The organism is Candidatus Roizmanbacteria bacterium CG_4_9_14_0_2_um_filter_38_17, assembly GCA_002788855.1.
In the GTDB taxonomy this organism is placed as follows: domain Bacteria; phylum Patescibacteriota; class Microgenomatia.
On sequence record PFSB01000009.1, the window covers coordinates 26,340 to 49,143 of the forward strand.

At 37.5% G+C, this 22,804-nt stretch carries 30 protein-coding genes and 1 tRNA gene; 23 read left to right on the forward strand and 8 right to left on the reverse strand.

The features are described from left to right. Positions 1-24 precede the first annotated feature (24 nt). From tuf to CO050_01940, 3 genes are read left to right on the forward strand one after another with little or no spacing between them, the layout of a single operon-like run. Complete coding sequence (gene tuf, locus CO050_01930; GenBank protein ID PJC31827.1) at positions 25-1,212, forward strand: elongation factor Tu; 1,188 nt, start codon at positions 25-27, stop codon at positions 1,210-1,212. Positions 1,213-1,258: 46 nt separating this feature from the next. Then, complete coding sequence (locus CO050_01935) at positions 1,259-1,567, forward strand: 30S ribosomal protein S10 (protein ID PJC31828.1); 309 nt, start codon at positions 1,259-1,261, stop codon at positions 1,565-1,567. A gap of 43 nt (positions 1,568-1,610) precedes the next feature. Then, on the forward strand, positions 1,611-2,249 hold the full coding sequence (locus CO050_01940; GenBank protein ID PJC31829.1) for a hypothetical protein: 639 nt from the start codon (positions 1,611-1,613) through the stop codon (positions 2,247-2,249). 4 nt (positions 2,250-2,253) lie between these two features. Here the strand turns inward: CO050_01940 and argS are convergent, their stop codons facing one another. Together argS and CO050_01950 are read right to left on the reverse strand one after the other, a co-directional pair. Further along, entirely contained in the window at positions 2,254-3,936 is a 1,683-nt protein-coding gene (gene argS, locus CO050_01945) for an arginine--tRNA ligase (protein ID PJC31830.1), read from the reverse strand. Between the two features lie 153 nt (positions 3,937-4,089). Further along, positions 4,090-4,377 (reverse strand): hypothetical protein, encoded by a 288-nt coding sequence (locus CO050_01950; GenBank protein PJC31831.1) that lies wholly within the window; start codon positions 4,375-4,377, stop codon positions 4,090-4,092. Between the two features lie 141 nt (positions 4,378-4,518). On the opposite strand from CO050_01950, the gene CO050_01955 reads away from it, so the two are divergent. After that, positions 4,519-5,316, forward strand: a complete 798-nt coding sequence (locus tag CO050_01955; protein PJC31832.1) for a hypothetical protein — start codon at positions 4,519-4,521, stop codon at positions 5,314-5,316. A 42-nt stretch (positions 5,317-5,358) separates the two neighbouring features. Here the strand turns inward: CO050_01955 and CO050_01960 are convergent, their stop codons facing one another. The 5 genes from CO050_01960 to CO050_01980 all read right to left on the reverse strand — a co-directional run bounded on the left by CO050_01960 (position 5,359) and on the right by CO050_01980 (position 10,116). Next, the gene (locus CO050_01960) at positions 5,359-6,342 is read right to left on the reverse strand and encodes a hypothetical protein (protein ID PJC31833.1); all 984 of its coding nucleotides are present in this window, start codon (positions 6,340-6,342) and stop codon (positions 5,359-5,361) included. 59 nt (positions 6,343-6,401) lie between these two features. Beyond that, entirely contained in the window at positions 6,402-7,631 is a 1,230-nt protein-coding gene (locus tag CO050_01965) for a hypothetical protein (GenBank protein ID PJC31834.1), read from the reverse strand. A 56-nt stretch (positions 7,632-7,687) separates the two neighbouring features. Next, complete coding sequence (locus CO050_01970) at positions 7,688-9,553, reverse strand: hypothetical protein (protein PJC31835.1); 1,866 nt, start codon at positions 9,551-9,553, stop codon at positions 7,688-7,690. Between the two features lie 10 nt (positions 9,554-9,563). Continuing rightward, positions 9,564-9,764: a hypothetical protein gene (locus CO050_01975; GenBank protein PJC31836.1), complete on the reverse strand. Its 201-nt coding sequence runs from the start codon at positions 9,762-9,764 to the stop codon at positions 9,564-9,566. A 278-nt stretch (positions 9,765-10,042) separates the two neighbouring features. Then, positions 10,043-10,116, reverse strand: a tRNA-Pro gene (locus tag CO050_01980). A gap of 59 nt (positions 10,117-10,175) precedes the next feature. Here CO050_01980 and recA point away from each other — a divergent pair. The 8 genes from recA to CO050_02020 all read left to right on the forward strand — a co-directional run bounded on the left by recA (position 10,176) and on the right by CO050_02020 (position 16,240). Continuing rightward, positions 10,176-11,204 carry a recombinase RecA gene (gene recA / locus CO050_01985; protein PJC31837.1) on the forward strand — a complete coding sequence of 343 codons (1,029 nt, stop codon included), beginning with the start codon at positions 10,176-10,178 and terminating at the stop codon, positions 11,202-11,204. Continuing rightward, a complete protein-coding gene (locus CO050_01990; protein ID PJC31838.1) occupies positions 11,149-11,718 on the forward strand; it encodes a hypothetical protein in 570 nt (189 codons plus the stop codon). Before recA ends, CO050_01990 begins: the two co-directional genes overlap by 56 nt. Next, positions 11,711-12,883, forward strand: a complete 1,173-nt coding sequence (rny, locus tag CO050_01995) for a ribonuclease Y (GenBank protein ID PJC31839.1) — start codon at positions 11,711-11,713, stop codon at positions 12,881-12,883. Before CO050_01990 ends, rny begins: the two co-directional genes overlap by 8 nt. Before the next feature lie 144 nt (positions 12,884-13,027). Further along, on the forward strand, positions 13,028-13,300 hold the full coding sequence (locus CO050_02000; protein ID PJC31840.1) for a DNA-binding protein: 273 nt from the start codon (positions 13,028-13,030) through the stop codon (positions 13,298-13,300). A 73-nt stretch (positions 13,301-13,373) separates the two neighbouring features. Continuing rightward, on the forward strand, positions 13,374-14,510 hold the full coding sequence (locus CO050_02005; GenBank protein ID PJC31841.1) for a tRNA (N6-isopentenyl adenosine(37)-C2)-methylthiotransferase MiaB: 1,137 nt from the start codon (positions 13,374-13,376) through the stop codon (positions 14,508-14,510). A 48-nt stretch (positions 14,511-14,558) separates the two neighbouring features. Further along, positions 14,559-15,251, forward strand: coding sequence for a hypothetical protein (locus CO050_02010; GenBank protein PJC31842.1), 693 nt, complete (start codon positions 14,559-14,561; stop codon positions 15,249-15,251). Positions 15,252-15,280: 29 nt separating this feature from the next. Then, positions 15,281-15,913: a carotenoid oxygenase gene (locus tag CO050_02015; protein ID PJC31843.1), complete on the forward strand. Its 633-nt coding sequence runs from the start codon at positions 15,281-15,283 to the stop codon at positions 15,911-15,913. Positions 15,914-15,931: 18 nt separating this feature from the next. Next, a complete protein-coding gene (locus tag CO050_02020) occupies positions 15,932-16,240 on the forward strand; it encodes a hypothetical protein (protein ID PJC31844.1) in 309 nt (102 codons plus the stop codon). Here CO050_02020 and CO050_02025 read toward each other — a convergent pair whose 3' ends face one another. After that, the gene (locus tag CO050_02025; protein ID PJC31845.1) at positions 16,241-17,440 is read right to left on the reverse strand and encodes an aminopeptidase; all 1,200 of its coding nucleotides are present in this window, start codon (positions 17,438-17,440) and stop codon (positions 16,241-16,243) included. A 42-nt stretch (positions 17,441-17,482) separates the two neighbouring features. Between CO050_02025 and CO050_02030 the strand changes: the two genes are divergently transcribed. The 11 genes from CO050_02030 to CO050_02080 all read left to right on the forward strand — a co-directional run bounded on the left by CO050_02030 (position 17,483) and on the right by CO050_02080 (position 22,703). Continuing rightward, positions 17,483-18,196, forward strand: a complete 714-nt coding sequence (locus tag CO050_02030) for a hypothetical protein (protein ID PJC31846.1) — start codon at positions 17,483-17,485, stop codon at positions 18,194-18,196. Between the two features lie 215 nt (positions 18,197-18,411). Further along, positions 18,412-18,654 carry a translation initiation factor IF-1 gene (locus tag CO050_02035; GenBank protein PJC31847.1) on the forward strand — a complete coding sequence of 81 codons (243 nt, stop codon included), beginning with the start codon at positions 18,412-18,414 and terminating at the stop codon, positions 18,652-18,654. After that, positions 18,651-18,764, forward strand: coding sequence for a 50S ribosomal protein L36 (rpmJ, locus tag CO050_02040; protein PJC31848.1), 114 nt, complete (start codon positions 18,651-18,653; stop codon positions 18,762-18,764). Before CO050_02035 ends, rpmJ begins: the two co-directional genes overlap by 4 nt. Beyond that, positions 18,764-19,159, forward strand: coding sequence for a 30S ribosomal protein S13 (locus CO050_02045; GenBank protein ID PJC31849.1), 396 nt, complete (start codon positions 18,764-18,766; stop codon positions 19,157-19,159). Before rpmJ ends, CO050_02045 begins: the two co-directional genes overlap by 1 nt. A gap of 12 nt (positions 19,160-19,171) precedes the next feature. Continuing rightward, a complete protein-coding gene (locus CO050_02050) occupies positions 19,172-19,606 on the forward strand; it encodes a 30S ribosomal protein S11 (GenBank protein PJC31850.1) in 435 nt (144 codons plus the stop codon). After that, positions 19,606-20,226 carry a 30S ribosomal protein S4 gene (locus CO050_02055; GenBank protein PJC31851.1) on the forward strand — a complete coding sequence of 207 codons (621 nt, stop codon included), beginning with the start codon at positions 19,606-19,608 and terminating at the stop codon, positions 20,224-20,226. The genes CO050_02050 and CO050_02055 overlap by 1 nt, the downstream gene beginning before the upstream one ends. A gap of 2 nt (positions 20,227-20,228) precedes the next feature. Further along, positions 20,229-21,122: a DNA-directed RNA polymerase subunit alpha gene (locus CO050_02060; protein PJC31852.1), complete on the forward strand. Its 894-nt coding sequence runs from the start codon at positions 20,229-20,231 to the stop codon at positions 21,120-21,122. A gap of 5 nt (positions 21,123-21,127) precedes the next feature. Then, positions 21,128-21,529, forward strand: coding sequence for a 50S ribosomal protein L17 (gene rplQ, locus CO050_02065; protein ID PJC31853.1), 402 nt, complete (start codon positions 21,128-21,130; stop codon positions 21,527-21,529). Further along, positions 21,522-21,950, forward strand: a complete 429-nt coding sequence (locus CO050_02070) for a 50S ribosomal protein L13 (protein ID PJC31854.1) — start codon at positions 21,522-21,524, stop codon at positions 21,948-21,950. Before rplQ ends, CO050_02070 begins: the two co-directional genes overlap by 8 nt. A gap of 2 nt (positions 21,951-21,952) precedes the next feature. Beyond that, positions 21,953-22,402 carry a 30S ribosomal protein S9 gene (gene rpsI / locus CO050_02075; protein PJC31855.1) on the forward strand — a complete coding sequence of 150 codons (450 nt, stop codon included), beginning with the start codon at positions 21,953-21,955 and terminating at the stop codon, positions 22,400-22,402. A 106-nt stretch (positions 22,403-22,508) separates the two neighbouring features. Continuing rightward, on the forward strand, positions 22,509-22,703 hold the full coding sequence (locus CO050_02080; GenBank protein ID PJC31856.1) for a hypothetical protein: 195 nt from the start codon (positions 22,509-22,511) through the stop codon (positions 22,701-22,703). The last annotated feature ends 101 nt before the right edge of the window (positions 22,704-22,804 follow it).

Below are 22,804 nucleotides of genomic sequence, written 5' to 3' on the forward strand. Positions count from 1 at the left end.
TTTCATTAAAGAAAATATAAAAAAATGGCAGATTCAAAAAAATACGAGCGCACTAAGCCTCATGTAAATATCGGAACTATCGGACACGTGGATCACGGCAAGACCACTTTAACTGCGGCTATTACTAACTACCTTGCTACTAAAGGTCAAGCTTCTGCGATGAAGTTTGAGGATATTGACAATGCTCCCGAAGAGAGAGAAAGAGGAGTTACAATAAACATTTCCCACGTTGAATACGAAACGGCAAAGCGTCACTATGCTCATATAGATGCACCAGGACATGCTGACTACATCAAGAACATGATCACTGGCGCAGCTCAGATGGACGGCGCAATTTTGGTTGTGTCTGCTCCAGATGGACCCATGCCACAAACCACAGAACACATTCTACTTGCGCGTCAAGTTAATGTGCCTGCGATTGTTGTGTTCATGAACAAGGTAGATATGGTTGATGACGAAGAATTGCTTGATCTAGTTGAGATTGAAGTTCGTGAGCTTTTAAATAAATACAAATACCCAGGTAACGACGTGCCAATTATTCGTGGCTCAGCTCTTAAAGCGCTTGAAGGTGACGCCGAAGCACAAAAGGGAATTGAGAAGCTAATGGATGCAGTAGATGAGTATATTCCTGAACCTAAACGTGAGCTGGATAAGCCATTTTTAATGCCAATAGAGGACGTTTTCTCAATTAAGGGAAGAGGAACTGTTGTAACAGGACGTATTGAGAGAGGTAAAGTTGATGTAAATGATGAGATTGAGATTGTTGGTGTCAAAGACACAGTTAAGACAGTCGTTACAGGAGTAGAAATGTTTAGAAAAACTCTTGACGAAGGTCAAGCGGGAGATAACGTTGGAGTACTCGTACGAGGACTAGAGAAAAATCAGGTAGAACGTGGTCAAGTATTAGCTAAGCCAGGTTCAATTACTCCTCATACTAAATTTGAGGCAGAGGTCTATGTCTTAACTAAAGATGAAGGTGGTAGGCATACTCCATTCTTTACAGGTTACAGACCTCAGTTCTACATTAGAACAACAGATGTTACTGGTAACGTAGCTTTACCAAAAGGAGTTGAAATGGTTATGCCTGGAGATAACGTTACAGTTACTGTCGAATTGATTCAGCCAATTGCAATGGAAGAGGGAGTAAGATTTGCTATCCGCGAAGGTGGACACACGGTTGGGGCAGGAGTTATTACTAAGGTAGTAGCTTAAGATACACCCATTTGCCCAAAATTTGCACATTTAAAGGTCTTATATTATGCGTCAAAGTAGAATTAGAGTTAGATTAAAGGCATATGATCACAGGGTTATTGATGAATCCTGTCAGAAAATAGTTGAGTCTACAATTCAAACTGGTGCAAAAGTTATGGGACCTGTTCCTCTTCCAACACGCAGAGAAAAATTTGCGGTTATGCGTTCCCCATTTACGGACAAGGATTCACGTGAGCATTTCATGATCAAGACACATAAGAGAGTAATAGATATTGAAGAACCTAACCAGAAAACTATTGATGCTCTTATGCATATGAATCTTCCCGCTGGAGTAGATATTCAGATAGGCTCCTAAATCTCTTCAACATATAGTTCCTAGATCATGTTATTGTGTATATATGAAAGTTAATTGGTGGCTGATTGCAGCATTGGAGTTGGTTCTTCTATTGCTGATATTTACTGGATTTGGATTAGCGTATTTATCATCTTCAAATAAGTTGTTAATAGACAATAATATGCAGAATATAATTCATGAAACAAAAAAGGAAGACGAATATAGTCTAGTAAAAAGAAACATGAGTGATAAATTTACCCTGGAAGGAGTAAAGGTTGAAATAAGTAGAATTGGATATGATAGATTTTTATCTACCATCATAGGCAGCCTTGGAGATATTGAAGAGATAAATATTGCTGAATATACTGGCATACACACAACTCAGAATGTTCAAGGAGACAGTGAGCAGCAGCTGTATGTATTAACAACTAATAGCAAGAAGAGCGATCAGGTAATTGTGATAACCGTAACAAATGATGGAGTTACGGTTAATGATATTAGTGCAATAATTGAGCAGGTTGATAAAGAGCTGATATTGCACCTCACCCCAACTGTAAAGATTGAAAATACTAAAGTACCAGTGAATGAATCTCTAACACAAACTCCAACTAATGTTCCAGCTCAAACACCTCTGTTAACACCTGACCCAGCTAATTTTGGAGATTGTATCTATGGTTGTGTATCTGAAGAGAGATTTAAGTAAATTACTACATCTTTTCGAGAGTTTTGATTCCTAAGAGTTTAAGCCCATTCTTCAATACTTGTGCAGTAGCGGACGTTAGCTGTAATCTAAATTGTACATTATCACCACCGATTACTTTATGTTTGTTGTAGAAAGTATTGTATTTCTGCGCAAGATCAAACAGGTAATTGCAGATTAAGTTAGGAGAGTAAGTTTTTCCTGCTTCAAGCACCACTTCGGGATATTTATACAAAGTTCGCAAAATAGTTAATTCCTCGATGTTTGGTTGTAGGCTCGTATCTGATTTACTATTTTCACTCTTTCTTGCAATAGATTTACATCTAGCATATGTGTACTGTAAATATGGCCCCGAGTTCCCCTCTAAAGATATGGACTGATTAATGTCAAATGCTATTTCACTTTTTGGATCAACTTTTAACATAGAATATTTTACAGCACCGATCATAATAATCTCTGCTGACTTGTCATCAACATCGAAAGATTTTGTAATTTTATTCTTAACTTCATCCAATAGCCATTGAGCGGTAATTACTGTTCCTTTGCGGGAAGACATTTTTCCCTTAGCTAGCTGAACAAATCCGTATATGTAGTGAAGCTGTTTATTTTGGTATTTTACAGAATTGATTAGCTCTTCTGCCTTAAACGTTACCTGGAAAAAACTGGCTTGCTCTGGACCTACTATATGAATACATTTGTCTATTTCTCCATGCTCACTAAACTCTAGTTCTGCTAAGCCTAGTTCTTTTCCTTCGTAAGTAGGATTTCCCTCGCTAGTGATAAATACTCTAGTATGGAGACCATATTTATCTCCATTAAACACAACAGCGCCTTTACTTTTCTCTAAGATACCGTCTTTAAGAGCTTGTTTGGACATTTTAAGTCCTGAGTCATATACCTCGCTTTCAAAATATAATCGGTCAAAATGAGAATAAACTCGCTTATAAAACTCGTCATAGTAATCCAAGCTCCATTGCCTAGTCTTCTTCCAGAGTTTTAGAATTTTAGGATCTCTGTTGTATATTTTTTTGTTAATAACATGAATTTTTTGCTTAGCTTCTTCATTGTTTTCATAATAACTATTACCTTCTTGGTAAGATTTACCTAAGTATTTAATCTTTTCATCAAGAGTTTTAGGAGTTTTCTCGCCAGTTTGCATCATTCCGTATATGCATTTTGCAATATGCATACCAACATCTCCTTGATAATTAGCTCTTATAACCTTATTACCAATCGTCTCTAGTATTCTAATAATTGACTCTGCTAAGGATATATTTCTTAAATGACCAATATGGAGTAGTTTGTGAGTATTGGGGTGAGCAAATTCAACGATTATTTTTTTTGCTGGACCTAAGAGGAATGAAGGGATTATTTGTTTATCTGTGTTAATAAGTTCGAGCTCATTGATCAAACAATCATTTGCGAGCCAAAAATTAATAAATCCTGAGCCGGCTACCTCTATTTTGTCTACAACCTTCTTTAGTTCTTTATCTTTCTCTAATTCTGTTACTATTGCTGTGGCTAGCTCTCGAGGATTTTTCTCTGCCTTAGCTGCTAATACCATTGCTATATTGCAAGAGTAATCGCCATGGCTTTCCTCACCCGGATGCTCCAGGTTTATATCTACCTCTGGTAGCTTTAAACGCTTAATTACTTGTTGTATCTGTTCTTTAATAGTGTCTGTGATCATTAGTCTATTATAGCAGGATCACTAAAACTAGTAAGTTAAGAGATGTATTAGCTGAACTTTAGTTGTAGCTTGCGCCTAAAACTTTGGTTAGGGGAGAAAGAAACAAAGATCAATTTTTCTTCCTACCTAAGGTGTGATTAATAGATCTGACTGTTATTTATATACCTCTGCTTGAAGGTTAAACATCTGTGCGTACTCACCATTTTTTAAATATAGCTCATCGTGTGTGCCTCTTTCGATGATTGCCCCATCCTTTAGAACAATTATTTCAATAGATAATTGTTCCCCATTTGCAAAGGCGTTTCCTAAAATTTGTTGATATTTCTTAGGGAGTTTTTCTATAAACTGATTTGCGCCAGACATCAAAGCGGCTTTTCTAATAAGTGGCTTATTTTGTATGTCTTTAATTTTCCCAATTGCGATATTTTCTGAAACAGTCAAACAACCTTATTCCTGGGGATAATAAGGTCAATATTCTTTAAGTTATTTTCCCTGGCGCCTTTAATTATTATGTTATTCATCTTGACAAACACTCAACTATGGGCTATTATATGATATAACGTTACGTTATAGTCAATAGCAATGAAAAACTATCTATCAGCAGGGGAATTAGCAAGGTTAGCTTGTACTACCAAGCGGACCATTCATTTTTATGATGAGCTGGGAATATTGAAGCCTGTGAAAGTTGATTCCAATGGCTACCGTAAATATGCTCAAGAACAGGTATTGGATTATCAGAGAATACTTCTATTAACCACGCTAGGCGTTTATCTTAAAGAAATAGAAAAATACCTAAAGAAACAAGGAGACTTATCTGCCTTATTTTTTGAGAAAAAAGCTCTAATTAAGCAGCAAATTGAGGACTTGAAATTTAGTTTAGATAGCTTAGAAAGATACTCACTAAATCTAGAAATTAATAGAACAATGGTGGATCCCAAGATAAAAGTAGTTAAACCATTTTATATATATTACATAGAGCGGAAAGGTCCATATTCAAAAATTGGTGATTATTGTGTGGAATTAGGAACAATGCTTGATAAAAAGGGAAACAAGTTTGTGTCTCTAGCTATATTTGAGGATCAGACCTACCAGCCAAAAGAAACGCTAATAAAAGTAGCTATTATTGCAAATAAAAATATGATAGTTAGGAGTGAATATAAAGATGAAGTTAAATATATGAAATTCAACCCTGGAAAGGTAATAACTTATACCCATAACGGATCAGGTAGTTTGTTGTCCTTGTTTTGGAAAGAGCTGGAGAAGTATTGTAGATTAAATAAATTAAATGTTCGTAGAAAAACTCCTGCTTTTGAAATTTATCGCAAAGTAAACCAAGATTTGTCTAAGCAGTTTTTTGAGATCTACTTACCTATAATTTAGTAAACCTGTTTGCGGTAATTTTTAATAAATTGTCTGTGTAATTTACACACTTGGTGTGTTAATTGTATACAGAGAACCCCGGGTGGAGCCGAGTTTATTTACAAAACCAGATTTGTAAAGTTGGCGCAGATCATAATGGAGAGTGCTTTCTGGAACACGAGCAAAACGCCGCTTAATGTTGTCAAAGCTAACTATTTTGTGATCACGAATTATTTCTAGAATTTCGCGTCGTCTGGGAAGTAAATTATCCTCGGGCACCGAGTCTTTCGCATCTGTATATGTTTTTATTCCTTGCTCTGCTTGCTGAGCAATTGCTGTTAAGAAAAATTCTACAAATTCCATGATGCTATTTGATGGGAGTGCCAAAAGGTCGTAATATAGTTGGCGGTTTTCTTCAAGATATTGTTCTATGGTAACAAGCCCTCGAAAGTCATAGTCATTAGTGTGTAGGATGTAAACTGAGAGTAATCGTCCTACACGCCCATTTCCGTCTAAAAAAGGATGTATTTTTTCAAACTCATAGTGAATAATTGCCGCATGAATGGGAGCAGGGTAATCGGTTGAGCTATAAAATGAGATTAATTGATCTACAAGACTCTTTATTTCACTTGGTGGAGGCGGCATATATACTGCTATTCCTGCTGAATTAAATATTGCTGACTGCTCGTGCCGGAACTTTCCTGCCGCGGCAGATAATTTATTCATAGCAATTCTATGTAGATTTAAAATAATACTTGGTACTAGTTTTTTGTTTTGCTTTGCATTTCGTAGCCAGCTGTATGCGCGTTGTAAGTTTTGAACTTCTAGTGCTCTGGTATCATGTTTATCCAGCTTTCCAACATCTGTTAATTTAAGTGAATTCCCTTCAATTCGCGCAGAATAAAGTGCGCTTTTTAACAAAGACTCTCGCTGTAAACGTAATTCAATCAGTGGCTTTTTTGGAATGCTTGCTAAAACTTGCTGAGCAACATCAATTCGCCTAAGCAATGCTTCAATTTCTACTGTGTGTTTATAGATATATTTCATATAATACCTGTTTAACAGATATTAAAAGATATTGCAAGATGTTAGAAGATATTGGAAGATTAATTATAACCACAGTGGGAATAGGGACAAAGAATTTTATCACAACAGATCTTTTCTTCATTTAATAACTGGGGGATTCGTTTATAGTTTCGAAGGAATGATCCCTTGAGATACCATAAGTCATCTGGCTTTAATACATTCTTTAGTATTTCTGCGGCGACGAGCACATTGGTTGCGTAAGCAGTTTTTTCTTTAGGGTAACCTGCTTTAACTGCTGTTTCAAGTGTATGTTTACGTAAGAGGCCAATTCCAACAACAAAATCTGGCTTAAATTTAGCAATCTCATAACCCGTCTTTTTATGCTCATCAACTGGATCTTCCAGCTCCCCCATTTCTCCCAAGACAGCAATTTTTCTACCCTTTTTATATTCAAGTTTGAAAAGTGTTTCAAGCCCAGCTTTAGTACTGGCGGGATTAGCGCGCAGTGAATCATTAAGAATAAGAGTATTTAAGGGGCCTTTTTCAATATTCATGCGTCCTTTAAGTGGTGATATTTCTTTTGCCACAATCTGAAAATTGTTAATAAGGCCGTGGTGAGGGTGAGCGGATTTGGCAATCAGGTATCCTGCCATGAGGTTATATATATGATGTGTTCCTATTAGTCCTGTTTCAACAATATATTTTCTATTGTCAATATTTATTTCAAATTCTGTCCCAGTTAGATTAATCTTTATAGATTTAGGGTTTACCCAGACGTTAGAGTACTTAGGATCTGTTCCATACCAAATAACTTTTGCTTTAGTGTGTTTAGCCATTTGGCGGACTAATGGGTCGTCATAGTTTAAGATTGCGGTGCCGGTCTTTGGTAAAACTTCTATTATTTTTCTTTTTTCCTGAATAAGTGTTTCAAGTGACCCCAAGTGCTCATTGTCTGTATGAACTGGTGAAATTCCGGTGATACAAGAAATGCTTGGTTTAACAATCTCTAGATGCTGGTCCATTTCCCCCAAGTGATCAATCCCTAATTCCCAGACAACGTGCTTGGTCCAGGGGCGGACTTTGAGAGCTGTAATGGGAATATTAAAGGTCGTGTCTAGATTAGTATCTGTGGATACTGTGGATCCAGCTTTTTCTAAGATAGCAGTAGTTATTTTGGTAGTATTTGTTTTACCCTGGCTACCAGTTATGGCAATCTGAATAGGGTTGTTGAGTTTTAACCAGGTTTTAGCAAAGGCTCTTTTTGCTAGGTGATATATTTGTTTGGTTCCTGTTGGATAATAGACAGTCATATTAGACTATTATACAGTGATTTATTAGATTATATTAGTTATTATGGAGATGGTGGTTAATGGCGAAGACCTATTTCGTATATAGATTCAAGATCGAGAAGACCACTTTGAGTGGCTACTGATCTCATGAGATCTTTTATTGTCTTATTTCTTCTGTTAAGTGTTTGTTTACCTCCGATTGTAACTCTTAGATCTGATGATTCGTGTTTATCTCTCAAAAATTCTAGCAGATCTTCATAATTTGAATCTGGCAGTTTTCCAGTTTCTTCTTTGAATTGTTGAGATATTTCATGAAATAAAGCAGTTACTGTGTCTTTGGGAACATATGGAAGGTCGGCTGGAGTAATATATGATCTTTCGGCTAACAAATCAACATTGCCAATATCTCGATGAGAGCCATACATTAAGTGAGAATATGTTAGCTGATTAAGACTTGTCTTATCTAAATAATCTGCCTCTTTTAAGTTGGGCCTATTTAGTTCATAGAGGTATTTAATATAGGCTACACCTGATAATACCTGAAATGATTGATCTAATTCGAGATCTATTAGTTTTTCATCTAGGTTTCGATTACTTAACAAGCTTTGTTCGGATAGAGATATAATTTTGTTGGAAGCACGCAGAAGAGATTTTAAAAAAGCCCTTTGAGTATCAGGTATAGAAGGCTGTGAGAGTTGTTCTTGGATATAGCTTCGTAATTGGGGATTAGTTAATTGGTGTTGTAGAAATAAGTTATTTTGCGTTGCTTCTTCGGATGTGTACCAATTAACCGTGTTGTCAATTGACGTAATGTTATCAGAGTTGTAAATGTTATCTCTATCTCCAGCTTCGTTAATCACGAGTGATGCCCAAGTTTTTGTTGTGCGTGTTAGTTGCCAAGGTGAAATAAGATTGCGGTTTTTGGGATCAGTAATCATTGATCGGATAAAATTTGGGCTATTAAATAATTTTCGAAGAGATTCAGTTTCTGGTGTAGTTTCCAGGAATGATTGCTCAATGAGACGATCTGTTTCTTGTTTAGTTTGAGCAAGGTGGTCGTACAATTGTATTGTTTGTGCTATTTCTGGGTCGAGACCATATTGAGCTATTTGCTTTTGGAACCACGAGCTATTTCTATTGCAATAAGCTAGAGCTCTGGCAATTTGTATAGATTCTTGATCATGGATGCCAAATGTACGAGGTCCCATAACCCGAGGTATATCATCTGTTCCCATATCTTTAGGATTGCCAAAGTGATTTTGGAACGAATCTGTAGTTTTCCATATTGTTATTAATGCTCTTTCTCTTTGATCTTCAGAATGTTTTCCTCGACTCCAGAACATTGCAAGCCTATTTGCAGCCTCGATTTTAAACTCTGTCCATACGTCACTGTTGTATTTACCGCGACCGCCAATATTTCGTGAGCTGGTTCGAAAACCAAGAAGGACTTGCGGAAGTCCTATGTCTAATTCCTGTGAGGTTTGATTAATTTTTGAGATAAAATTTTGGTGGTGGCTGTCGAATTCTGGTTGATACTTAAATGGGTCTTTACTAAAATAAAATAGACTAAGCTTAGTAAGCCATTCGTTAAGACGAAAAAAACTATCTTCATTTAGTGCATCACTAGAAAAACGGGAAGGATCTAGATCATGAAAGAGACTGTCAGAAGTTTCACGTGAGATTTGTGCGTACTCGGGTGATTGAGGTAATAGTTTTCGACCATGTGGCGGAACTCCCCCTGCAGCGTTTATTACTGCCCGGGGAGCTCCGAAATAATTTGCAATTGCTGTTCCGGCGAGTATACTACCAGCAATTAGCACTTTTCTTCTTGACATACCTGGTTCTTGGTTCTGTGAAGGATGGGTAACTGTTACACTCTCAGATGATGTAGGGTCAGTTTCTGTTGAGGCTAATGTTACTGATGCTTCGCTTGTTTCGTCCATGATTTGATTGTTAGAAATTGCTGAGAGCTCCCATGTAGTTATTTAGAAAAGCGGGTATGGCAAAGGCAAGTCCAATCAGGGGAAGAACAAACATAACTGCAGTACCAATTAATGTCCACATGAAGTATTTGCGGGTTTTTTCAGATGATGAGTATATCTTTCTAAGTAGCTCATCTTGAGCATTTAATCTGGCAACAATATCTTCTTGCATGTTTTTATTATAATCTATTTCAAAAAGTTTTAAAACCGGGTTTTAAAATAACTAAGATTTGTTGAAAATACAGGATAATATATACACAATTCCTATCATTATTATGATAATGAAGATATCAAGTCCCGTCTGATAATGGATTACGTGGCGAATACCAAGTTCACGAAGTATAACTGAGAGTTCCTCCAGAGCAATTCCACCACCTATAGTTAGCATATGCTAAAAGAATAATGAAGAATTTATTTCTTGAAATATGCATAATCAAAATTGCTCTTGATTGGTCGGGGTACTAGGAATCGAACCTAGACCGCACGCCCCCCAGGCGCGCATTCTGCCACTAAACTATACCCCGATTGGAATATTTTATCACTACGCTACTTATAAAAAGATATGGTACAATAGCCTTGAAATATGACAGATGATAAACAAGTAGAGCAGCGTAAAAAAGCAGTGAGTTTAGCGATGGAGCAGATCCAGACACAATATGGTAAAGGATCTATTATGCGTTTTGGTGAGCCTGGGGCAAGAGTTGCAGGACTCGAAGTTATATCTACTAGTTCTTTGACTCTTGATCAGGCATTGGGCGTAGGAGGGTTACCACGAGGAAGAATAGTTGAGGTTTATGGTCCAGAAGCTTCTGGAAAAACTACCATTGCATTGGGGACTATTGCGCAAGCACAAAAAGCTGGTGGTATTGCGGCCTTTGTAGACGCAGAGCATGCTCTTGATCCCGCTTGGGCACAGATAATTGGTGTGAATTTGGATGATCTTTTAATTTCTCAACCGGACACTGGAGAGCAGGCTTTGGAAATTACAGAGACACTTATTCGCTCAGGTGGTATTGACGTTTTGGTAATAGATTCTGTGGCCGCACTAGTTCCTCGTTCGGAAATTGAAGGGGAGATGGGAGACTCACAGATGGGGGTTCAAGCTAGGCTTATGAGCCAAGCACTTCGTAAATTAACCGGAGTAATTTCAAAATCTCGCACAGTAGTTATTTTTACTAACCAAATTAGGCATAAAATTGGAGTGATGTTTGGAAACCCTGAAACCACAACAGGTGGATTAGCCTTGAAGTTCTATGCGTCAATCCGTATGGATGTTCGTAAAATTAAAGCAATAAAATCCGGAGACCAAGTAATTGGCTCAAGGCATAGAGTAAAGGTTGTTAAGAATAAAGTTGCTCCACCATTTCGAGAAGCTGAGTTTGAGATTAAGTCGTTTGGTATAGACAAGGGTGGAGAGCTTTTAGATATGGCAGTTGAGCACGGAGTTATTAATCGTTCAGGAGCATTTTTTAAATATGGGGAAAGTGTACTAGGTCAAGGACACGATGCTGCTGCATCGACACTGATGGAAGATAAGAAGTTAGCTAGCAAGATTTATGCTGAAACCAAACAAGCCAAGACTGAAGGAGAAAAGCCCAAAAAAACCAAGTGATAAGTGTTACTTGTTATATAATAAGGCACAGAGGCTGATCTCATATCGTCCTCGTTCGGAATCCGAACTTCGTTTACGTTTGACTTTGTATGTGGGTAAATGGAAGTTAGAACATTCTTTAGTGGAAGAGGTCCTACAAATACTAAAAGAAGAAAATGTAATAGACGATTTTAAATTTGCCCAGTGGTGGATAGAGCAGCGATCTGAGTTTAGTCCGCGAGGCAAGCGAATGATAACTGCAGAACTAAAAGCAAAAGGCGTTGATGAAGAAATCATCAGAGAGGCAATAGCCCTATTACACACCGGCGAAATTGATATTTTTGGTGTTAAAAGAGAAGCTTTGGATGAAAAAATACTTGCTTTGGGAGCTGCCATGAAAAAACAAAAAATGTATAAAACTGAAGATAAGTTCACATTTGAAAAAAAAATGGTAAGATACTTGGTAAGTCGTGGCTTTGATTACACAATTTCAAGTGAGGTAACGCAAGAATTAATAACAATAAATTATGAGTGATTCAATAAACAAAATTAGAGACGAATTAATAGGAAAACTGGAAAAATCCGCTGGCATGTCTCGAAATGACGCAAAACAGGAGCTTTTAAACCAGATAAAACATTCAGAAGCAGAAGAGATAGCAAGAGAGATAAAGGCTGTAGAAGAGAAAGTTAAGGTAGAAGCAGATAAACGAGCCAGAGAGATTGTGGCCGATGCTATTAAACACGGTGCTACTGATTGGGTTTCTGAGTTTACTGTTTCGACAATCCAGATCCAAGATGATAGTGTCAAAGCGCGCATCATAGGTAAAGAAGGCAGAAATATCCGTGCGTTTGAGAGAGTGACCAATGTTGATGTAAATCTAGATGAAGAAGGATTAATTACTCTTTCTAGTTTTGATCCAGTGCGTCGCGAAATTGCGCGAGTAGCGTTAGAGGATTTAATTAAAGATGGGAGAATTCAACCAGCAAGAATAGAAGAGATATACGAGCAGACCAAGGAAAGTATTGAGAAATTAATGTTTGAAGCTGGTGAGAAGTTGTGTCACGGAGTAGGAGTTTTTAGCATGCCCAAGGAGTTGATCGCTATGTTAGGAAGGTTTAAATACCGTTTTTCATATGGCCAAAACATGATTAAGCATACCTTGGAGGAGACAAAGATAGGAATTGCGTTGGCAGAAGAGTTGAGAGCAGACGTGGACATTGTTCGTTTGGGTTGTTTGCTCCACGATATTGGAAAGATTGTATCTGAAGATGAAGGAACTCATGTTGATAAAGGAGTAAAGCTTTTAAAGAAATATAATATGCCCGAAGCTGTGATTGGTTGTGTGGCAGCACATCATGAAGATATTCCATTTCCATCTTTATCTGCAGTATTAGTATATGTAGCCGATGCAGTTTCAGGAGCTAGACCTGGAGCCAGACATGAAGACTATGGTGACTATTTGAAACGTCTTACTAAACTGGAAGATATAGCAAAGAGACACACGGGAGTATCTGATGCTTACGCAGTCTCAGCTGGTCGTGATCTTCGAGTGGTTGTAGACCCTGGAGAGTTATCTGACGCGGAAGCGACTGTGCTGGCACGAGATATTAAAAAAGAAGTAGAAGAAACGATGGTGTATCCGGGCCAAGTGAAGATTATTGTTATAAGAGAACTTCGAGCGATTGAAATAGCTCAGTAGCCTCCAAATAAGACTTAAGTACTAAAGTAATTCCGGTTTAGCCCTTGACACAAGGCTAAAAATTACTTACTATGTTTTTAAGCCCGCAGACAAGAGCTAATGCGGATAGTAGGATGCTTAAGTCCGTAAAGGAGGTGAGGCAATATGACAAAAAGTGATTTAATTGAAGTTGTTGCCAAAAAGGCAAAATTAACTAATAAAGCAGCACGTGATGCAGTTCAAGCAGTGTTCGACGTTGTTACCGAAAACATGAAAAAAGGTGAAAAAGTGGTAGTTACCGGTTTTGGAACTTTCGATGTTGGCAAGCGCGCAGCACGCGAAGGACGTAATCCTCAGACAGGGGAAAAGATTATGATCCCCGAGATGAGAAGTCCAACTTTTACAGCAGGAAAAACACTCAAAAGAACGGTTCGTTAAGGGTAATTTCTTGTTTTTATATCGAAAGCAGGCTCCCTCCTGCTTTCTTTATTATTCCTGTTAAAATACACAGGTGACAAAATATCATATTCATACGTTTGGCTGTCAACAGAACGAGGCAGACAGTGAACGAATAGCTTCACAACTAAAATCCCGCGGAATGGTTCAAGCCAAAGATATAAAGCAGGCAGATCACATTATAATCAATACCTGCATGATTAGAGAATCCGCAGAAAACAGGGTATATGGTTTGGTACACAATCTGTATGAGGAAAAGCAAAAAGGAAGAAAACTAAAAGTGGTGATTACTGGTTGCATGGTGGGAATGGCAGTTAGAGATAAAACTGGTGAGTTTTTAGAAACTATAAAAAGGAGAATGCCAGGTGCTGACGAGTTTTTACCAATCGAGGAAGTAGGTTTTGACCATGACCCAATACGTACCAATGCTAAACATGGCTGGGTACCTATCTCAAATGGCTGTAATAATTTTTGTACGTTCTGTGTTGTGCCATATACCAGAGGTCGTGAAATAAGTCGGCCCTTTGATGATATTCTCAATGAAGTAAAAAGGTTAGCTAAGTCTGGATATGATCAAATTACTTTATTAGGAATGAATGTAAACTCATATGGTGCAGATATAGTTAAGTCAGAAGAAGTCATCATTGGTGGAAGGAAAGTGTCTCCGGTAATGGTTAAGCACTTAGGAAGACAAAGAATTCCTACACTATTTCCCTATTTGCTGGAAGAAGTTTGTAAAGTTAAGGGAATTAAAAAAGTAGATTTTGTTTCTTCTAATCCCTGGGATTTTTCTGATGCTTTGATTGATGTAATTGCGAAAAATCCCAAAATTAGTCGTTTGATACATTTGCCAGTTCAGGCTGGTAATGATGAGCTCTTACAAAAAATGAATCGTTGGTATACAAAAGAAGAATACATTAATTTAATAGCTAAGATTAGAAGCAAAGTAAAAGGAGTGGAATTTAGCACAGACATCATAGTTGGGTTTTGTGGAGAAACAAAAAAACAGTTTGAGGATACTCTAGATTTAGTAAAAAAAGTTGGATTTGTTAAAGCATATATTTCGCGTTACTCGGATAGGCCATTGACTGCTGCACATACATCTGTATCATATAAAGATACTGTACTCAATGCGGAAAAAAAACGTCGCTGGCTAGTTCTGGAGAATTTAATCAACAAGCCAAATCTATAAATATTAAAGGCCTTGCCTTTAATATTATTATTTGATAATGTAAATATTATGAGTAAAAGAAAGGTGCAATTTGTAAAAAACAATATTTACCACATTTACAATAGAGGAGTACATAAAAATGATTTATATTTAAGCGATGCTGATTATCAGCGGTGGGAAAAGCTGCTGGCTTGGTCTGCAAATTATAGTTATTCATATAGTTTGTATTTGCAGAGGTTATTGCAAATAGAAGAACGGGCGGGTGAAACCGAAGCATTTATCAAGTCATTTGCTGAGAATTACAAGTATTCCTTTCCTTTAGTAGAGATACTTGCTTATGTAGAAATGCCTAATCATTATCATTTGATTTTGGAGCAAACAGAAGATGATGGGATAAGTAGATATATGCAGAAATTATCAACTGCCTATGCGATGTATTTTAATGAAAGATACGATGTATCTGGGTCATTATTTCAAAGTAAATTTCAGGCTGTAGAAGTTATAGCAGATGAACAGCTTATTCAGTTGCTTCGTTATGTATTGAATAATCCATTAAATGCAAAACTTATTAGAAATAATAACCTTAAATATAATTGGTCTTCTCTATCTGAATATACGGGTGAAAAACAGAGTGAAATAATATCAACAAAGAGGCTCCCAAGTTTTTTTTTGGATAGGCAGAAATTAATCAATTTTTTAAATGAGGAGCCTACAGAATCTAACAGTGATATTTTAGTTGGTTTAGAAATAGATAGTGATTAATATTAAAGGCCTTGCCTTTAATAAATACAATGAAGAATAAAAAAACTGTGATTTTTGATTTTGATGGGACGATTGCAGATACGTTTGGAGTGGTTATAGAAATGATGGATAAAATTGCAGAAGAATTGGGTTTCAAACGTCTAAATAAGGGACAAGCTAAAAAACTAAGAGACAAGACGGCGAGGGAAATAATGGAGCTTTTTGAGGTTTCTATATTTCAAGTGCCATTTGTAATGAGAAAACTGCGAGTCATGTTTGGGGAACATCTCGATGATGTAGAGATAATTAAAGGAATTTTTGAGGTATTAATAGAGCTTAAGAAGAGAAAATATAATTTAGGAATAGTATCGTCAAATAATAAAAATGGTGTTGAAAAAATACTAAAGCGAGAAGAATTATATGAGCTTTTTGATTTTATTGTGACTGGGAGTAGTATCTGGGGAAAGGATAAAATACTTCGTAAGGTGTTGAAAGACCATAATTTAAAATCTCAAGAAACTGTATATATTGGTGATGAGACAAGAGATATCGAAGCAGCGCAAAAAACAGAGATAGATATTATTTCTGTTTCTTGGGGATTTGATTCAGAGAGTCTTCTCAAAAAACATAACCCCACTGTGTTACTTGGTGCACCATTAGAGATCTTGTCTGTCTTAGAATAATCTGTTATGCTATCCCTTATGAAGGATAATCCAGAACATCTTGAGGAGGCATTTGAGGAAGTGTGTAAAACCTTAATGGATGTTTTTGTGAAGAAACATAAAGATTATGGTAAAGACAATATCCTTGAGATGGGGGAACTTGGAGTTGCTTTTCGTGAGACAGAAAAAGTAAGTAGATTAAAACATTTGCTTCGTGAAAATAGAGAGCCCCAGTATGAGTCAATGGAGGAAAACTGGATTGATGTAGCGGTTTATGCTGTTATTGCAATAATGCTTCGTCGTGGCTGGTTTGAAAAGCTTGAGCTAGACAAGGAACTAGAGTCCTAGCTAGACTGTGAATTTACCATTTGAATATATAACCTTTGTTGATCCGTCCTCTAAGTAGGCTGTTACTTTGCGACTTTTTGTACTTATAAAATCACAGTGTTCCCCGGAGCTGTTATATCCCATCTTTTTCCATTCTTGTTTTGTCACTTTTGAAGGATCTCCACGATAACCTTCTTTGTATGAGCTACCTACAGCAATATGTGTGTTTCCTTGTTTATCTCCAGTGTTTTCATCAAACAGTGTATTTGCCATAAATTTGTCGATTCTGGTCATTCGAGAATCCGTCAAACTAAATTCGCCGACCTTATTGGCATCTGGGCGCGAAAGCATAGCCTGTAATGTTTTTTTTCCTTCTCTTGCACTGCTTTTAACAACTATCCCTTTCGCAAATTCGAGTCTAACGTCTTTCATAACATTTCCATGAAAGTATATTGGCTGATTAAAAGTAATATACCCATGTGTTCCACGCCAGTCTGGGCTAGTAAAAATTTCAAAGCTTGGTATATTCCTACCACTTCCCCCTATCCATTTGCGGTCTTTTCCCAGCTTTATCCAGAGGTCTATTCCATCAGCTTCAACACGCACTTGATCAATAATATAGCTGTTTAGCTTATTTTTAATATGCTCTTGATCTTTAAATATTTTCTTCCATTGTAATATTGGGTCTTTAAAATCTAAAAAACAGGCTTTGATTATTTGCTCCCAGTAATCTTCAAGAGACAAACCCGCCTCTTTAGCCATAGCTGGTGTTCCATATAAGGCTAGTGTCCAGGTGAAATTACCTTTTATTTCTTTGTTAAATATCCAGTCTCTAGTTTTTTTTGCGGATTCAGCGTTTTTCATTATTTTTTGCGGATCAACATTTTTAAGTTCGAATGGATCAATTTCAGCCAAGATCCCTACACTGTGGTCTATAAGGTCAACTCGGGCTTTGGCAAATTTTTTTGGGAAAAATGTCAACTGATCTTCATTTGCTAATTGGTAGAATGTTTTATCTATTCCTGAAGGAAGCATACGGATAACAGGATGTGCTCCTGCTTCTAAAATAGATTGATGCAATGCCACAAGTAAGGGTTTGGCAATATCTGGAACAGTGCACTGTACAACTTCTCCCTTTTTAACTCCCTTACCTGAGTTTAAGGCAAATTTGACCAAAACGTCTGCGTATTTCTTAAGGATCTTTTCACTTGGCTCGAACATAGTATGTATTATAACAGAGCTACGTGACATATAATTAAAGCTATGAACATGATTAAGAATAAAGATGAGATAAAAAATATCCGCGAAGCATGTAGAATTGCGGCTAAAACCTGGGAAATAGTTGAACCACAAATTAAGATTGGCAGATCTGAGCGGGAAATAGCAGATGAAATTATAAGCACAATGCTAAAGCTGGGTGCGGATAAGAAGCCTGAAAGTTTTCCAACAATTGTTGCTGTGGGCTCTAATTCTGTAACTGCCCATCATGAGACGGGAAATAGAAAGGTAAAGCAAAATTCTGTTGTGCTAGTAGATTTTGGTTGCAGATTTAATGGATATTGCTCGGATATGACCAGAACAATTTTTTTTGGTGAACCAACCAACCTGTACATAAAGATTAAAAAGGCTGTAGACACGGCATATATAACTGCTGTTAATTTATTAACTCCCGGTGTTAGAGTTTCAGATGTAGATCGAGCGGCGCGGGATGTTATTACTGAGGCGGGTTATGGTAAGCAGTTTATTCATACCACAGGACATGGATTGGGACTTAAAATTCATGAACCACCAAATATATATCTAAAGAGCAAGAATAGGTTAAAAGCAGGAATGGCCATAACAATAGAACCGGGTATTTATCTTCCAGGCAAATTTGGATATAGGTATGAGAATACTCTCATTGTGACGAGATTAGGATCAGAAAATATGACTACCCTTTACTCCGCAGGCGGAACGGACCCTGTGGGTTCAAAATAAAGAGCTTAGCCATCGCTCTGTCATTCCCACCCGCCACAGGCGGATAAACTCCATCGGGAATCCAGTGTTTTTCTGTCCGTCTGTGGAGTTAATCGCTCACTTAAGGCTAAGCCTTTCATTTCATGAAGGGCTTAGCCTTGTTTCGCTCATTTTATTTGTTACATGGATTTACTCTTGTGTCGGTTTGAACCTGCTGGTATAATTGGGGTTCGTTAATGGGGAAAGAAGAAACATTTATAGTTGAAGGAGACGTAACAGAAGTTCTTCCCAACACTCTTTTCCGAGTAGATATTGTGGAAGCAGAAGGCAATCCTGAATTAATTGGTAAAGAAATTCTTTGTCACTTATCAGGGAAGATGCGGCGTTATCATATTAAGGTAATACCGGGAGATAAAATTAAGGCAGAGATGACACCTTACGATTTAAATAAAGGAAGAATTAATTATAGGTATAAATGAAGGTCAGAGCAAGTGTAAAAAAAATGTGTATTAAATGTAAGTTAGTCCGTCGAAAAAAACGGCTATATGTTACGTGCGAAAACCCTAAGCACAAACAAAGACAAGGATAATGGCAAGAATAGTAGGAGTAGACATTCCAGATAGTCGTAAGGTTTGGTTTGGATTAACCAAGATCTATGGTATTGGGCAAGTTAATGTCTTGAGCTTAATAGAGAAATCTGGAGTAGATGGAGAAAAAAGAGTGAAGGAGTTAACGGATAAAGATATTGCGGCGATTCAGAAGGCATTAGAGGAGCATTTTAATATCGAAGGGGATTTGCGGCGCGAGATTCAAGATAATATTAAGCGCCTGAAAGCAGCCGGGTCATATCGGGGTCTTAGACATACGCAGGGTTTGCCAGCGCGGGGACAGCGCACCCGTTCAAATGCTCGCACTAAACGTGGTAAGCGCAAGACAATAGGTGCAATGCGTAAAGAGGTGGCACAAAAGATGGAAAGTAAGTAATCATAAAAAATCATGGCAAAAACAAAAGAAACAAAGAAAATAACAAAAAAAGAAATGAAATTGAGCAAGGCAAGATCCAGCAAAGCTGGAGCAGATAAGAAGATTCTTAAAGGAAGAATATATGTTCAAGCAACTTTTAATAATACCTTGGTTACGGTTACAGATGCTCAAGGTAATACACTATACTGGGGAACATCTGGTTCAGTGGGATTTAAAGGGGCAAGAAAAGCTACTCCTTTTGCAGCTACTACAGCTATAGACGAAGTTATTAAAAAATCTAGAGAAGTTGGTATGGAAGAGGTAGAGGTATTTATTAAAGGGCCTGGAGCAGGAAGAAACGCAGTATTGCGTTCATTACAGACAGTAGGAATGACAATTAAAAGCATTAGTGACGTTACGCCCATTCCACATAATGGTGTGCGTCCACCAAAACGGAGGAGAGTTTAATGGCAAGATATACAGGACCAAAAAATAAAATAGCTAGACGTGAAGGACAGGACCTAGGACTAAAAACAGTTGGTTCTAATGCTCAATTATCACTGCAGCAGAGAATAGCTGTTCCACCTGGACAACAAACTCGTAGATTTAGACCAAAGACTTCGGACTATGGTTTGCGATTACGGGAAAAGCAAAAAGCTAAGAGACTATATGGGTTACTTGAAAAACAGTTTAGTCGTTATGTCGCAGAGGCAGTAAGTGAAAAAGAAAATACTGTAAATGCACTTGTTGAAAAGTTGGAGCGCAGATTGGATAATGTTGTTTATCGGATGGATTTTTCTCCAACAAGAGCTGCTGCTCGTCAATTGGTAAGCCATGGTCATGTGAAAGTTAATGGGAAGAGAGTTAATATTCCTTCTTATAAAGTGAGCGTAAAAGATCAAATTGAGCTAGATAATAAGGCGCAGAAAATTCCAGCAGTTTTGGAATTAGCAAACGGGCAGACAACAAGTTTACCTGGGTGGTTAACAAAAAAAGAATTTTCTGGTAAAATAGAGACCTTGCCCAGTCAGACGGACATTACAGAGCCCGTAGATTGGCAATATATTATTGAGTTTTATACCCGCTAACAATGCAGGATTTTGAAGTTAAAGCAATAGAAGAAAAATTAGGATACGCAAAGTTGGAGATAACTCCACTTGCTCAAGGCTATGGTGATACAATTGGTAATGCGTTGCGACGCATTCTAATTTCATCTCTACCTGGGGCAGCGGCAACTAAAGTAAAGATAAAAGGTGTGCAACATCGTTTTTCTACGCTTGTTGGTATGAAGGAAGACGTCATCGAGTTACTCCTTAATTTAAAAGAGGTGCGCTTTGATCTTAAAGGGAGTGATTCAGCACAAGTTAAATTATCTAAATCTGGACCAGGATTAATAACTGCGGGAGATTTTGAGTTATCCGGTGGAGTCGAAGTTGTGAATAAAGATCAAGTTCTAGCCAATTTGGCGAATAAGAATAATAAGTTAGAGATGGAAGTAGATGTTGAGTCGGGATATGGGTATTCTCCTTTTGAAGAGCGAAAGCTTGAAAAGGTAGGTCTACTACCTATTGATGCAGTTTATTCTCCAGTGCTTAGAGTGAGTTATAAAGTAGAAGAAACTCGAGTAGGTCGTATGACTAATCTGGATCGCTTGATTCTTGAAGTATGGACAGATGGAACTATCTCCCCACAAGATGCTGTAAAACAATCAGCAAAAATTCTTAGTCAATATATGACGAGAATTAGCGGAGGAGAAACAATAAGCGCTCCATTGGCTGTTGAAGAGAAAGACGAAGAATCAGTTGAGGCATTAGAACTGAATACCCGTGTGGAAAATGCACTAAAGAAAGAAGGCATAGAGACGGTTCGACAGCTTGCACAATATAAAAGAGCAGATGTGAAAAAGATCAAGAACATGGGGCAGAAATCAGTGCAAGAGATTAAGGAAAAACTTGAAGATAGAGGTTTATCCTTTAAAGAGTAAAAGCAATGGCCAGACATGGAAAAAGCTTCAGGCTAAGCCGTGATAAGGACCACCACAAAGCATTGTTTAGGAATCTAATCAGTGCTCTCATCTTAGATGAGCGTGTCAAGACAACCAACGCAAAGGCAAAGGCGCTAAAAAGCCTTATTGATCGTGTTGTTAATAACGCTAAAAAAGAAGGAACGCTTACGCGTACGCGTGGACAGTTGACTAATTATCTTGCAAGCAAAGTAGCATTAGATAAACTTTATAACGACATAATTAAACGTTTTCCAGATAGATCAAGTGGTTATGCTCGTAATGTTCGCATTGGTGAACGGCAAGGAGACAATGCTACAATGATGCTGGTTGAGTGGGTAGTTAAGAGTGAAGAGAAAATAGTAAAGAAGGAGAAAAAAGATGAATAGCTATACAGCATCTACAAAAGCTGGCGAAATAAAAAGCGAATGGCGTGAGATTGATGCTGCAGGTATGGTTCTTGGACGTTTAGCATCAGTTGTTGCTCAGTTGTTAATTGGTAAAGCTAAGCCCAATTTTTCGCGCAATTTGCTTATGGGGGATTATGTTGTTGTTATTAATTCTTCTAAAATAGTGGTTACGGGTGATAAGTCTGAGAAAAAATTATATGAGAATTATTCTGGTTACCCAGGTGGACTTAAACAGGAAAAATATAAAGACCTGAATAAACGTAAACCTGGTGAGGTGATCAGGATTGCAGTATCCGGGATGTTGCCTAAAAATAAATTACGGAAAGAAATGCTTCGTAAATTGTATATATTTCCCGATGAAGAGCATAAATATAAAGATAAGATCGAGAATATAAGTTAATTATGTCTAGTAAAATTAAATATGTTGAAGCAATAGGACGACGCCGGACGGCAACCGCCAGGGTTCGGTTGTATGATGTGGAAGATAAGCGCAAACTAGTTAAGTTATGGGATTACAAGCTTAGTCCAGGTGTTATCTTGGTTGATAAAAAACCAGCATCTGACACTTTTCCTAGTTTGGTTGAAAACAATATTTTAATGTTGCCATTTAAATTAACAAAAACACTAGATAAATATGCGGTAACAGCCCAGGCTTCGGGATCTGGCCTAAAAGGTCAGCTCGATGCAATTGTACACGGAATTGCTAGAGCACTAGATAAAATAAATTCAGAGGAATATCGACCTATTTTAAAGAAACAAGGACTTCTAACGCGTGACCCAAGAGCTAGAGAGCGCCGCAAGGCAGGTTTGGCTCAATCCGCGCGAGCCAAGAAACAATCCCCTAAGAGATAAGCTTATTAGCGAGACAAGGCGAGGCATTTCATGAAATGAATGGCCTTGCCTCGTAGAGCAAGACATTTCACAGGTTTATAATGTTCTTCAAACAGAATCACATGGTGTGTTGCCAATCCAGATGGCTGATATGCTTCTTGGTGGATATTTGTATTCATTGAATCCTAAATCTGGAGATAAAGAGGGGAATAAAACAAGAATTTCTAAGAAAGTATTAGAGTTAAAGAAAAAAATGGGGAAAAATAAGTTTAACTGTTGGGAAGTAAACTGGAATAAGAGTAGCAGGATCGAGAGGGTATAGATGCAATCTATGCCTCTCTGTTAGGAAGATTTCTTCAAACAATACCCACATTTTTTTAAAAAGCTTGATGCTAATGAAAAAACTCCTGAGTTATTACCAAT

Excerpts from the sequence above, each read along its gene's own strand:
- CO050_01940 (PJC31829.1), top strand. The coding sequence starts at position 1,611 with ATGAAAGTTAATTGGTGGCTGATTGCAGCATTGGAGTTGGTTCTTCTA.
- CO050_02025 (PJC31845.1), bottom strand. The coding sequence starts at position 17,440 with ATGTTCGAGCCAAGTGAAAAGATCCTTAAGAAATACGCAGACGTTTTG.
- CO050_02035 (PJC31847.1), top strand. The coding sequence starts at position 18,412 with ATGGGGAAAGAAGAAACATTTATAGTTGAAGGAGACGTAACAGAAGTT.
- rpsI (PJC31855.1), top strand. The coding sequence starts at position 21,953 with ATGTCTAGTAAAATTAAATATGTTGAAGCAATAGGACGACGCCGGACG.
- CO050_01960 (PJC31833.1), bottom strand. The coding sequence starts at position 6,342 with ATGAAATATATCTATAAACACACAGTAGAAATTGAAGCATTGCTTAGG.
- CO050_02060 (PJC31852.1), top strand. The coding sequence starts at position 20,229 with ATGCAGGATTTTGAAGTTAAAGCAATAGAAGAAAAATTAGGATACGCA.
- CO050_02015 (PJC31843.1), top strand. The coding sequence starts at position 15,281 with ATGAAGAATAAAAAAACTGTGATTTTTGATTTTGATGGGACGATTGCA.
- tuf (PJC31827.1), top strand. The coding sequence starts at position 25 with ATGGCAGATTCAAAAAAATACGAGCGCACTAAGCCTCATGTAAATATC.
- recA (PJC31837.1), top strand. The coding sequence starts at position 10,176 with ATGACAGATGATAAACAAGTAGAGCAGCGTAAAAAAGCAGTGAGTTTA.
- CO050_01955 (PJC31832.1), top strand. The coding sequence starts at position 4,519 with ATGAAAAACTATCTATCAGCAGGGGAATTAGCAAGGTTAGCTTGTACT.
- CO050_01975 (PJC31836.1), bottom strand. The coding sequence starts at position 9,764 with ATGCAAGAAGATATTGTTGCCAGATTAAATGCTCAAGATGAGCTACTT.
- CO050_01965 (PJC31834.1), bottom strand. The coding sequence starts at position 7,631 with ATGACTGTCTATTATCCAACAGGAACCAAACAAATATATCACCTAGCA.
- rpmJ (PJC31848.1), top strand. The coding sequence starts at position 18,651 with ATGAAGGTCAGAGCAAGTGTAAAAAAAATGTGTATTAAATGTAAGTTA.
- CO050_01970 (PJC31835.1), bottom strand. The coding sequence starts at position 9,553 with ATGGACGAAACAAGCGAAGCATCAGTAACATTAGCCTCAACAGAAACT.
- CO050_02000 (PJC31840.1), top strand. The coding sequence starts at position 13,028 with ATGACAAAAAGTGATTTAATTGAAGTTGTTGCCAAAAAGGCAAAATTA.
- CO050_02020 (PJC31844.1), top strand. The coding sequence starts at position 15,932 with ATGAAGGATAATCCAGAACATCTTGAGGAGGCATTTGAGGAAGTGTGT.
- argS (PJC31830.1), bottom strand. The coding sequence starts at position 3,936 with ATGATCACAGACACTATTAAAGAACAGATACAACAAGTAATTAAGCGT.
- CO050_02030 (PJC31846.1), top strand. The coding sequence starts at position 17,483 with ATGAACATGATTAAGAATAAAGATGAGATAAAAAATATCCGCGAAGCA.
- CO050_02050 (PJC31850.1), top strand. The coding sequence starts at position 19,172 with ATGGCAAAAACAAAAGAAACAAAGAAAATAACAAAAAAAGAAATGAAA.
- CO050_02045 (PJC31849.1), top strand. The coding sequence starts at position 18,764 with ATGGCAAGAATAGTAGGAGTAGACATTCCAGATAGTCGTAAGGTTTGG.
- CO050_02055 (PJC31851.1), top strand. The coding sequence starts at position 19,606 with ATGGCAAGATATACAGGACCAAAAAATAAAATAGCTAGACGTGAAGGA.
- CO050_02070 (PJC31854.1), top strand. The coding sequence starts at position 21,522 with ATGAATAGCTATACAGCATCTACAAAAGCTGGCGAAATAAAAAGCGAA.
- CO050_01935 (PJC31828.1), top strand. The coding sequence starts at position 1,259 with ATGCGTCAAAGTAGAATTAGAGTTAGATTAAAGGCATATGATCACAGG.
- CO050_02010 (PJC31842.1), top strand. The coding sequence starts at position 14,559 with ATGAGTAAAAGAAAGGTGCAATTTGTAAAAAACAATATTTACCACATT.
- rny (PJC31839.1), top strand. The coding sequence starts at position 11,711 with ATGAGTGATTCAATAAACAAAATTAGAGACGAATTAATAGGAAAACTG.
- rplQ (PJC31853.1), top strand. The coding sequence starts at position 21,128 with ATGGCCAGACATGGAAAAAGCTTCAGGCTAAGCCGTGATAAGGACCAC.
- CO050_01990 (PJC31838.1), top strand. The coding sequence starts at position 11,149 with ATGCTGAAACCAAACAAGCCAAGACTGAAGGAGAAAAGCCCAAAAAAA.